Raw genomic sequence first — 10,411 nt, forward strand, 5'->3', positions numbered from 1 at the left:
GGAGGTGGCGGCGCGGGTCAATGCGCTGCTGGATATCGCGCAGGCCAATCTCGGCGATGCCGGCGGCACCTATGTGGCCGCCGACGCCGCGGCGGCCGGCACCTACACCGGGTTCTAGGCGAAGGGAGTTCAGTGATGACGCAGATCATGTACAACTACCCGGCGATGTTGGCCCATGCCGGGGAGATGGCCGGTTATGCGGGCACGTTGCAGGCGGTGGGCGGCGACATCGCCAGTGAGCAGGCGGCGTTGTCGGCGGCTTGGCAGGGCGACACGTCGATGACCTATCAGGCGTGGCAGACGCAGTGGAACCAGGCGATGGAGGAGTTGGTGCGGGCCTATCACGCGATGGCCGGCACCCACGAGGCCAACACCTTGTCCATGCACGCCCGCGACGCCGCCGAAGCCGCCAAATGGGGCTAGCGGGGGCTAGCAGGGTGACTAGCAGGGTCAAGGGCGTTCCCTAGTGGGTGAGCCGAGGGCGGAACCCAACGCTGTCGAGCTCACCGTCGAGCAGGCGTGGTTCATCGCGGAAAAGGTTGGTGCCGGGACATTTCCGTGGGTGCTGGCGATCACCATGCCCTATACCGACACCGGCCAGCGGGCCTCGTTCATGGCCCGGCAGAGCGACGAGCTGACCCGGATGGGCGTGGTCTACCCGGGTGGTGACGTCAATCCGGCAGTGGCCGAATGGATTCGGGTGGTGTGCTTCTCGGATCGCTGGCTGGAGCTGCGTTATGTAGGGCCGGCCGTGTCTGGGCAGTCCGCTGATCAGATGCTGCGCGGTGTCATCGCGCGTCGCGACCGGCACAACGGCAAGACCGGCACAACGGTGGTCGCGCTGCGCAACGCCCAGTTGGTCACATTCACCGCGATGGACATCGACGACCCGCGGTCGTTGGTGCCGGTGCTCGGTACCGGACTGCAACAGCGGCCACCGGCTCGTTTCGACGAGTTCACCCTGCCGGCCCGGGTCGGGGTCCGAGCTGACGAACAGCTGCGCAACGGTGTGCCACTCGCCGAAGTGCTTGATTACCTGGCTATTCCGCAATCAGCACGCCCGGTCGTGGAGTCGGTGTTCGCTGGTTCGCGCAGTTACGTCGAGGTGGTCGCAGGCTGCGACAACAACGGCCAGCACACCACCGCCGAGGTGGGGATGAGCATCGTCGACACCACCGAGGGCCGGGTGCTGGTCAGCCCGTCCCGTGCCTTCGACGGCGAGTGGGTCTCGACGTTTCGGCCGGGCACCGACTTCGCCATAGCCCTCGCGGTCGAACAGTTGACCGGCCTGCTGCCGGACGGGCAGTGGTTCCCCGACCGGCGACTATCCCGAGATTTCACCGCCCAGCTGTCCTAGAAGGAAAGAGAACACCGATGTCTGAAACCCCGGTGATGTCCGGCTCGTTTCGGTCGGCTATGCCGATCGTCCGTATCGCCGTCCTGGCGGACAGTCGACTGACCGACGTCGCACTTCCGACGGAACTGCCGTTGCGTGAAATCATGCCCGCGGTAGAGCGTTTGGTGGCTCCGTCTGCCTCGGATAGCGAGGCTGACACCGCGCCGGCCGACGGTGCGACCACCCGGCTGAGCCTGGCGCCGATCGGCGGTGCACCGTTCAGTCTGGATGCCAGCCTGGACACTGTCGGCGTGGTGGACGGTGATCTGCTAGCGCTGCGGCCGATGCCCATCGGTCCTGCGGCTGCAGGCATTGTGGAGGATATCGCCGATGCTGCGGTCATCTTCTCCGCTTCGAGACTTAAGCCTTGGGGGCCGGCGCACATCCAAGGGGGCGCGCTTGCCGCGGGCATCGGTGTGGTTCTTGCTGCCAGCGGGTTGGCGGTCGTCCATCGCGTGGTCACCGGCCAGCTGGTTGGCCTGCTGGCAGTCGGTGCGATTGCCGTGCTGACGGTGTTGGCTGCAGCGGTGAGCTGGGCACGCTCAACGGGTGCCGCGCTGGTGCTGTCTCTCGCGGCGCTGGTGCCGGTCGCGGCGACGTCGACCCTGTCGGTTCCCGGTGAATTCGGACCGGCCCACGTGATGTTGGGTGCCGCTGGTGTCGCCGCGTGGTCGCTGATATGTCTTATCGCCCAAGGTGGCGACAGCGGTGAGCGCGGAGTCGCGCTCTTCACCGCCACCGCCGTGGCTTCAGTGGGCGTGCTGGTGGCCGCTGGTGCGCAAACCCAATGGCAGCCACCGCTTCTGAGCATCGGTTGCGGTCTGATCACGGCGGCTCTGCTGCTCACGGTCTCGGCACCGCAGCTTTCTGCGCTGTGGGCGCGACTGCCGTTACCGGTGATTCCCGCGCCCGGCGACCCGACACCGTCGCCCCCCTCCCAGCAGGTGCTGGAGGACCTGCCGCGGCGAGTGCGGGTCACCGACGCCCACCAAACGGGGTTCATCGCCGGGGCGGCGTTGCTGGCCGTGCTCGGTTCGCTGGCGGTCGCGGTGCGGCCCGAGACGCTGACACCCTGGGCGTGGTATGTGGTCGCAGCATACGGGTTGGCATCTATTCTTCGGGCCAGGGTGTGGGATTCGGCCTGGTGCAAGGCCTGGCTGTTGGCTCAGCCCTACCTGACTGCTGCGGTGCTGTTGGTGTGTTATACCGCGACCGGGCGCTACCCGGCGGCCTTCGGGGCGGCGCTGGTGCTGTGCGCACTGGCGCTGGCGTGGGCGGTGGTCGCGTTGAATCCGTCGGTGGCGACACCGGAGAGCTATTCGCTGCCGATGCGCCGGTTGCTCGGCTTCCTGGCGTCCGGAATCGACGCGTCGCTGATCCCCGTCATGGCCTACCTGGTGGGCATCTTCAGCTGGATTCTGTCTCGATGACCCTCCGACCTGCTCGCGGTTGGGCCGCCGCGATTCTGGCGATGTTGCTGAGCAGTTCACCGGCGTCGGCAATCAGCCCGCCGGAGGTCGATCCCGCGGTTCCGCCGCCGAACGGAGCCGCGGGTCCGGTGCAGCAGATGGAGCAACGCAGCGAGTGCGTCAGCTCGGGTATCCTGCCGGGGACCGATCCGGGTGCGGCGACCCCTGCACAGCTGATGATGAATCTCTCTGCGGCATGGCAGTTTTCCCGGGGTGAAGGTCAAACTGTGGCCATCATCGACACCGGCGTTCGCCCCGGGCCGCGGTTGCCGGCGGTGGAGCCGGGCGGCGACTATGTGGCGACGACCGACGGGTTGACCGACTGCGATGGGCACGGAACGCTGGTCGCCGGGATCGTCGCGGGCCAACCTGGCGACGACGGCTTCGCTGGCGTGGCGCCGGCAGCTCGGCTGCTGTCGCTGCGGACCACCTCCGCGGCGTTCTCACCGCGGACGAGCGGCGCTGATCCGCTGCTGGCCCGCGCGGATGTCGAACTCACCGCGCTGGCGCGAGCGGTCGTGCGCGCCGCGGATCTCGGCGCCGGGGTGATCAGCATCTCCACCGTGACGTGCCTGCCGGTCGACCGCAACCTCGACCAGACCGCGTTGGGCGCCGCGCTGCGCTACGCGGCGGTGGAAAAGGACGCGGTGATCGTGGCCGCTGCGGGCAACACCGGCAATAGCGGCCAAACCGGCGGATCGTGCGAGTCCAATCCGCTGACCGACGTCAGCCGTCCGCAGGATTGGCGCAACTGGGCCGCGGTCACCTCGGTTTCCGCACCCTCGTGGTGGCAGCCGTATGTGCTGTCGGTGGCATCGTTGCGCCCGGACGGCCAACCGTCGGCGTTCACCATGGCCGGACCGTGGGTCGGCATCGCCGCCCCCGGCGAAGACATCGCGTCGGTCAGCAACCGCGACGACGGTGGTCTGGCCAATGGGCTGCCCGGCAACCAAGGAAAGCTGGCGGCGTTGAGCGGCACCGGTTACGCGGCCGGCTACCTGGCGGGGGTCGCGGCACTGGTCCGCAGCCGCTACCCGGACCTGACCGCCCCCCAGGTGGTGCGCCGCATCACTGCCACCGCGCACAATGCCGCCCGTGCACCGTCCGACGTGGTCGGAGCGGGCACCGTCGACCCCGTCGCCGCGCTGACCTGGGAACTGCCCGCAGACCCCGCTAGGGCCCCAGTCAAGCAACTCGCCGTACCACCGGTGCCGCAACCCGAGGACCCGACTCCGCGGATCGTCGCCTTCACTGGGACCGCGGTGCTGGCCCTGCTTGTCGCCGCCGTTGCCGCCAGCGCCGCCATCACCGCCCGCCGGCGAAAGGACCATTCGTGAGCACGCTTCGATCTACTCTCGCCTGGCCAGGGCCGACCCGGATCACCCTGGTCCTGTTGGTCGCGGTCCCGGCGATGATGGCCTATCCCTGGTCGTCGACGCGCGACCGCTGGGTGCTCGCTGCGGCCGTCGCGGTGTCGTTGGCGCTGCTGGGCTGGTGGCGCGGGTTGCACTTCACCACGATCTTGCGCCGCCGCGCGGCGATGTTGCAGCACCACAGCGGGGTGCACACCGACCGGCGAGCGGGCTCCGATCTGCGCGTCACGGCGCTGCTACGGATCACGCCGCCTGCCGCCGAGCCTGGCGTGCTGCCGCTGTCGCTGATCGCCGGATACCTGGACCGCTACGGCCTTCGCGCCGACGCGATCCGAGTCACCAGCCGGGCGGATGCGACGCAGCGCCACACCTGGATCGGGCTGACCTATTCGGCCGCCGAGAACCTCACGGCGCTGCGTGCCCGCTCACCGCGAATCCCGTTGCACGCAACCGCGGAGGTCGCGGCACGCCGGCTGGGCGACCAACTGCGCGAGCTCGGCTGGGAGGTCGCCGGCGCCGGTCCTGACGACGTCCCGCAGCTGTTCAGTGCCGGCGCCCGAGAATCCTGGCAGGCGTTGACGGATGACACCGGAGATTACGTCGCGGCCTACCGAATCGGAGTTGACCGCGCACTCTCCGACACCCTCGCGCAGGTCCGTGCCGATGGCGCCCGGGAAATCTGGATCGCGGTAGAGATCGCCGGCCACGCGGATCATCCCAGCATCGCGGCCGGGTGTGCGCTTCGCACAAAGGAGCGGCCACCGGGCGCCAGCCCGCTGCCCGGGCTGACCCCGCAGCACGGCTGCCACCGCGCGATCCTGTGCGCGTTGTACCCACTGTCCGGGGTGCGGCTGGACGGCCACACCGACGTGGCCGCCGACGACATCGCGGCGCTGTGCTGGCCCGTCCAAGCCGAGACGGCCCGAGCGGCTGGGGTCGTTAACAGCTAACCGAACATGAACCTGTGCAGGAAGCGCGTCATCCGGCGCAAGTAGGCTGGCTGGCTCACGTGCAGCACGTGGTTGCCGGGGAACCAGTGCAGCGCGCAGCGATCCCAGTGTTCCCAAAGCATTTCGGCTTGCTCCGGGGGTGCGAGCCGGTCACCGAGGCCGGTGATGATCAACCGGCGTTCCCTGGCCACCAGCGGCGGGTAGTTCAGTGGCGAGTGGTAGGCCGCCGCGGCCGCGAACTCTGCGCGTCTCACACCGCCCAGCCGGTGGCCGAGACTGAACACCTTGTTGGCGGGGAACCAGTCGTCGATCTCCGACTCGACCGACACCACCGGGACGTTCGGGATCACCGCTTGTAGCCGGTCGTCCACGGCGGCCAGCAGCGCAGCGGTGTATCCGCCGAGTGATATGCCGGTCAGCGCTATCCGTTCCACCCCGGTGGACATCAGATAGTCGACCACCGACCGGAAGTCGTGGACAGCTTGCGCCATCGCCTCGGCGAACCCGGACATCCCGTGCGCAAAGTATCCGAAACCACTGAACGGGGAGTACTTTTCGGCCCTCTGGCCGTGAAACGGCAAGGTGTACAAGAGCACGTCGTAGCCGGCTCGATGGAACCACGGTAGTGCGAAGAACATCCCGTTGAAGAGATACGCCGAACCCATGAAGCCGTGGATGGCACACAGCGTCGGGCGGGGCCCGTCGTCGTGACGCCAGTGCTGGGCACGCACCACGTTGTTCTGGGTCAGCGTGCGCCAGTGGGCGCGCATCGCGGGATTGACGGCTTGGAAGCTGCTGGCGAACCCGATGTTTTCGATGGTGCCGTGCGCGATGCGTTCGGCCAACGGGTTGGCCCGGCGTGACGCGATCCGGGGCAGCACGGTGGGCGCGGGAAACGATTGCGCCGCATTCCGGTCGGTTGCCAGTTCGGCATAGTAGCGCAGGTTGTCTTGCTCGTGGCGGATTCGACCCCGTCCCGCGGCGGCGGCCAGCACGGTCGGAATCATCGCCGCACCGACCATCGACGCGACCGCCGTCCGCAGGCCGATGTCCGCGATGGCCGAAGCGTCGACGATCAACCGCTGGCGCGCCGAGAGCTCGGCACGCTCCGGCAGCCCCTGCGCGCCGGCATCGGCGCCGGGAACATCGGCAATCGCGATGAGCGGGTCGACCGGGCTGGTGTCTGACGTCACGGCTCGGATGGTAGTCCCTCGGCCTCCGACTCGACGGCGAACAGCTGTGCAGCATTGCGGTAGAAGACGCCGCGCAGCCAGTCGTCGTCGATCCCGGGCAGGCGGATAACAGCAGTCAGCGCGTCGCGGTAGGCATACGGGATGTTCGGAAAGTCGCTGCCGAAAAGGATGCGGTCGCCCAGGTCGCACAATCGGTGCTGCTCTGACAGCGGAAACGGCATGGTCTGGTTGACAAACGGGGTGAAAGCCATGGTGGTGTCCAACCGCACCCGATCGAAATACTGGCATATGCGCAGGAATTCGCTGTACTCCGGCATGCCCATATGCGCGACGATCAAGCTCAGCCGCGGATACCGATGCAGCAGGCGGCGGATCGGTTCCGGCCCGGTGTGCTCGCCGGGCACCGGCCCGGAGCCGCAGTGGATGACCACCGGCGTTCCAGACTCTTCGATGACGCCCCAGACATTGTGCAGCAGAGGATCATTCGGGTCATAGCGGCCCACCTGGATGTGGGCCTTGAAAACACGGGCGCCTGTGTTGATCGCGTCGGCGACGTAGCCGGCGGCACCCGGTTCCGGATAGAACGTCGCGGTGGCCAGGCAATCCGGAGTCGACTGGGCGAAATCTGCAGCCCACTGGTTCAGCCAAGCGGCCATCTTCGGCTTGTGCGGATAGACCAACGAGGTGAATCGGAGCACACCGAACTTCCGCAGTGTTTCGATGCGCTGGGCTTCGCTGGTGCGGTATATGACCGGCCACCGGCGCCCCACCATCGGGCCAGCCGAGTCGAAATAGTGCCACACCTTGTCCAGCACGGACTTCGGCATGAAATGGGTGTGCACGTCGATCATGCCGGGCAGACCCAGCCCAGACCATATCCCCCGGACCGCCGCGGCCTCGTCGTCATGGGTGTTCACGTGCTTGCCGTCACCTCCTCGGGTTTGCCGTTGCGGCCCGCCGGTCGAGGCTATCGTGCATCTGGTGGAGACGCTGATCACGGGGCTGGGGCTGCTGGAATCACCCCGTTGGCACCACGACAGGCTGTCGCTTCGACTGCGCTGCCGGGCCGCCCGGCAGCGACACCGCCCCGGGCTTTATCGCCCTGGTCACCGCGGAGGGACGCGCACAGGTGGTCGCCGAGGACCTGGCCTTCCCCAACGGAATGGCGGTCAGCGCCGACAACGCCACCCTGGTGGTCGCCGAGTCGTATCGGCACCGGCTCACCGCCTTCGACATCGGTGCCGACGGGTCGCTGGCGAATCGCCGGGTGTGGGCGAACGTGGGCGAGCACTCACCCGACGGCATCTGCTTGGACCGCGAGGGCGCGGTTTGGTATGCCGACGTCGGCGCCCGTTGCTGCGTGCGTGTCGGCGAGGGCGGTGCCATTCTGGACTGCGCGCGGTTCGACCGGGGTGCGTTCGCCTGCATGCTCGGCGGGGCGGACGGCGCCACCCTGTTCGTGGCCGCTGCGCACTGGCCGGGGGCGGAGCGCTTGCGCGAACACACCGCCTGGGACGGCACCGTGCTGTGCATCCCCGCACCCGCCCCGGGCGCGAGATGGCCCACACGCGGCTGAGCCGGAGGAATGGAGCAAGGCTGAACAATGCTGTCGCACACCGTTGCGGGCAGGGTCGGGGGCTGGTCTCTGTCGCTGGCCGCGGTGGTCGGCTATGCGGTGATGTGGCTGGGCTACCGGCAGGGCTGGGGCTGGCTGGACGGGCTCGACTCGTCGACTTTGCGAACCGGATACGACATCGGAGCCACCCACCCGGGCTGGGTGTGGTTCTGGGATGGGGTGTGTACGGTGTTCGCGCCAACCACATTTCGGGTGCTCGGCCTGATAGTGGCGGTGGCTTCGCTGGTGAAACACCGGGTGCGGGCGGCGCTGTTCGTCGTGATCAGCGTGGAGTTGAGCGGGCTGGTCAGCGAGGCGGCCAAGGGCCTGGCCGACCGGCCGCGGCCGGCGACGGCGATGGTGGCGGCATCGTCGTCGTCGTTTCCGTCGGGACACGCCCTGGGGGCGATGGTCGGGGTGGTGGCGCTGCTGGCGGTGACGCTTCCGGTACTCAGCCGTCCGGTGCAGGTGGCTGCCGTCCTGGCGGGAGCGCTGATCGTGATCATGGTGGGGCTCGGCCGGGTCGCCCTGAACGTGCATCACCTGTCGGATGTGCTGGCCGGCTGGGCACTGGGCTACCTGTACGTCGGAGTGTGCGCGCGGCTGGTGTCTTCGCGCAACTTCCTCAAAAAAGAGCTGCCAGTAGACGAACTGGAGTACAACCAGCAGGACTGAGTTCGTGCGCCATCGTCGGCCGATGCGGCTATGTCAAGCGACCGTGACCCAGCCGTGTCTAAACCTTTACTTGACCCTCCAGCTTCGGCTGACCGACGATGAGACGATGCGCGAATTGCTGAGTGTGCTCTGCGTCGCGATGTCTGCGGCTGGAGTATCGCTGGTCGCCGCACCGGCCGGCGCCGCTGTCGTGGGTCCGTGGTTCGCCCGCTCCGTCGGCAACGCCACCCAGGTCGTTTCGGTTGTCGGAGTTGGTGGTTCGCGCGCGAAGATGGATATCTACCAGCGCACCGCGGGCGGTTGGCAACCTGTCGACGTCGGTATTCCGGCTCATGTCGGCTCGGCGGGTATGACACCGCGTGCCAAGAGTGGATACCCGGCCACCCCGATGGGGGTGTTCAGCCTGCCCTATGCGTTCGGCACCGCCCCGAACCCCGGTGGGGGACTGAAGTACGTGCAGGTCGGGTCCGAACACTGGTGGGACGGCGATGACCGGAGCCCGTCGTTCAACACGATGCGGGTTTGCGAAGAGGCGCAGTGTCCGTTCAACACCGGCGAGAGCGAGAATCTCGACATCCCGCAGTACAAACACGCGGTGGTGATGGGTGTCAACGACGCTCGCGCCCCCGGACGCGGTGCGGGGTTCTTCTTGCACACCACCGACGGTGGGCCGACGGCGGGGTGTGTGGCCATCGACGACGGCGCCCTGGTGAACATCATCCAGTGGCTGCGCCCCGGTGCACTGATCGCGATCGCCCAGTAGTCGAGCCCTGGGCTCTGAATCAGGCCAGGGCGGAACCAGGCTTCACCGTGAAGCCGACGTCCGCCAACGACATCGTCGCCTCGTAGGTGCGGTCGTATCCGGTTGCGCTGATCTGCCAGCCGTCAGCGGTGCGCCGGTAGCGGTCCCGGTAGAACGCCGCGCCGATCAGCATGAAGTCGGCCTCCGCGACGATGACGCGATCCTGCAGGTACCAGATGCCCGATGCCTCATTGCCGGTTACGGTGATCTCCGGATGGGTCACCCGGTGTTCGGTGATGACGGAAGTGCCCAGCGACGAACGCAGGTAGTCGACCAGCTCGCTGCGGCGAGTAAAGCGCAGCGGGCCGGTAGCGATAGAGGATCCGTAGTCGACGACGACGTCCTCGGTCAGGGTGGCGGCGAAGTCGTCCCAGTGCTTGGTGTCCAGCGCCCGCAGATACCGGTATTTGACCTGCTTGATCGCTTCGACGTCGGCGGTCGGGTCGGGCGGTTGAGGGCTCACCAGGTCATTGCAGCACATCGGCACGTCGTGGTGCCGGGCGGAGCTTTATTTTTGATGCCATGACTGACGTCCGCAGCAGATACGCAACGCTGTCTCGTGACGAGCTGGCCATCATGGTTCCCGAGCTGCTCCTCATCGGGCACATGATCGACCGCTCCGGCATGGCCTGGTGCATCCAGGAGTTCGGGCGCGAGGAGATGCTGCAGATCGCCATCGAGGAGTGGTCCGGCGCCAGCCCGGTCTACACCCGGCGGATGCAGCGCGCGCTGGGCTTCGCGGGTGACGACGTGCCCACCATCTTCAAGGGGCTGCAGTTCGACATCGGCTCGCCGCCGCAGTTCATGGACTTCCGCTTCACGGTCTACGACCGCTGGCACGGCCAGTTCGAGACCGCCAGCTGCGGTGCGCTGCTCGACGTGGAGCCGCTCGGCGAAGACTACGTGTTCGGCATGTGCCACACCATCGAGGACCCGAC

The 10,411-nt window shown here is 67.7% G+C and carries 11 protein-coding genes and 2 pseudogenes; 10 read left to right on the top strand and 3 right to left on the bottom strand.

Translation table 11 applies throughout. From position 1 onward, the window contains the following. The 6 genes and pseudogenes from AC2VOP_RS10675 to eccE all read left to right on the top strand — a co-directional run. A pseudogene (locus AC2VOP_RS10675) lies at positions 1 to 118 on the top strand (type VII secretion protein EsxS); the annotation flags it as partial. Between the two features lie 17 nt (positions 119 to 135). After that, positions 136 to 423, top strand: coding sequence for a WXG100 family type VII secretion target (locus AC2VOP_RS10680; RefSeq protein ID WP_486960936.1), 288 nt, complete (start codon positions 136 to 138; stop codon positions 421 to 423). Positions 424 to 466: 43 nt separating this feature from the next. Continuing rightward, complete coding sequence (locus AC2VOP_RS10685) at positions 467 to 1,357, top strand: ESX secretion-associated protein EspG (protein ID WP_486960937.1); 891 nt, start codon at positions 467 to 469, stop codon at positions 1,355 to 1,357. A gap of 35 nt (positions 1,358 to 1,392) precedes the next feature. After that, positions 1,393 to 2,826, top strand: coding sequence for a type VII secretion integral membrane protein EccD (eccD, locus tag AC2VOP_RS10690; protein ID WP_486960944.1), 1,434 nt, complete (start codon positions 1,393 to 1,395; stop codon positions 2,824 to 2,826). After that, positions 2,823 to 4,202 (top strand): type VII secretion-associated serine protease mycosin, encoded by a 1,380-nt coding sequence (mycP, locus tag AC2VOP_RS10695; RefSeq protein ID WP_486960938.1) that lies wholly within the window; start codon positions 2,823 to 2,825, stop codon positions 4,200 to 4,202. The genes eccD and mycP overlap by 4 nt, the downstream gene beginning before the upstream one ends. Next, entirely contained in the window at positions 4,199 to 5,188 is a 990-nt protein-coding gene (gene eccE, locus AC2VOP_RS10700) for a type VII secretion protein EccE (RefSeq protein ID WP_486960939.1), read from the top strand. Before mycP ends, eccE begins: the two co-directional genes overlap by 4 nt. Here the strand turns inward: eccE and AC2VOP_RS10705 are convergent. Both AC2VOP_RS10705 and AC2VOP_RS10710 read right to left on the bottom strand, forming a co-directional pair. Next, positions 5,185 to 6,381 (bottom strand): alpha/beta hydrolase family protein, encoded by a 1,197-nt coding sequence (locus AC2VOP_RS10705; RefSeq protein ID WP_486960940.1) that lies wholly within the window; start codon positions 6,379 to 6,381, stop codon positions 5,185 to 5,187. The two genes, eccE and AC2VOP_RS10705, sit on opposite strands and share 4 nt — an antisense overlap. Further along, complete coding sequence (locus tag AC2VOP_RS10710; RefSeq protein WP_486960945.1) at positions 6,378 to 7,232, bottom strand: amidohydrolase family protein; 855 nt, start codon at positions 7,230 to 7,232, stop codon at positions 6,378 to 6,380. The genes AC2VOP_RS10705 and AC2VOP_RS10710 overlap by 4 nt, the downstream gene beginning before the upstream one ends. Positions 7,233 to 7,477: 245 nt before the next feature. Here AC2VOP_RS10710 and AC2VOP_RS10715 point away from each other — a divergent pair, with 245 nt between their 5' ends. The 3 genes from AC2VOP_RS10715 (at position 7,478) to AC2VOP_RS10725 (ending at position 9,434) form a co-directional block, all read left to right on the top strand. Continuing rightward, entirely contained in the window at positions 7,478 to 7,957 is a 480-nt protein-coding gene (locus AC2VOP_RS10715) for an SMP-30/gluconolactonase/LRE family protein (protein ID WP_486960946.1), read from the top strand. A 27-nt stretch (positions 7,958 to 7,984) separates the two neighbouring features. Then, positions 7,985 to 8,671, top strand: coding sequence for a phosphatase PAP2 family protein (locus AC2VOP_RS10720; protein WP_486960941.1), 687 nt, complete (start codon positions 7,985 to 7,987; stop codon positions 8,669 to 8,671). 106 nt (positions 8,672 to 8,777) lie between these two features. Next, complete coding sequence (locus AC2VOP_RS10725) at positions 8,778 to 9,434, top strand: L,D-transpeptidase family protein (protein WP_486960942.1); 657 nt, start codon at positions 8,778 to 8,780, stop codon at positions 9,432 to 9,434. 19 nt (positions 9,435 to 9,453) lie between these two features. On the opposite strand, the gene AC2VOP_RS10730 is transcribed toward AC2VOP_RS10725, so the two are convergent. Then, the gene (locus tag AC2VOP_RS10730) at positions 9,454 to 9,954 is read right to left on the bottom strand and encodes a nuclear transport factor 2 family protein (protein ID WP_486960943.1); all 501 of its coding nucleotides are present in this window, start codon (positions 9,952 to 9,954) and stop codon (positions 9,454 to 9,456) included. A gap of 41 nt (positions 9,955 to 9,995) precedes the next feature. Between AC2VOP_RS10730 and AC2VOP_RS10735 the strand changes: the two are divergent. Then, a pseudogene (locus tag AC2VOP_RS10735) lies at positions 9,996 to 10,411 on the top strand (hypothetical protein); the annotation flags it as partial.

It is taken from the genome of Mycobacterium sp. TH-M106 (genome assembly GCF_057473765.1).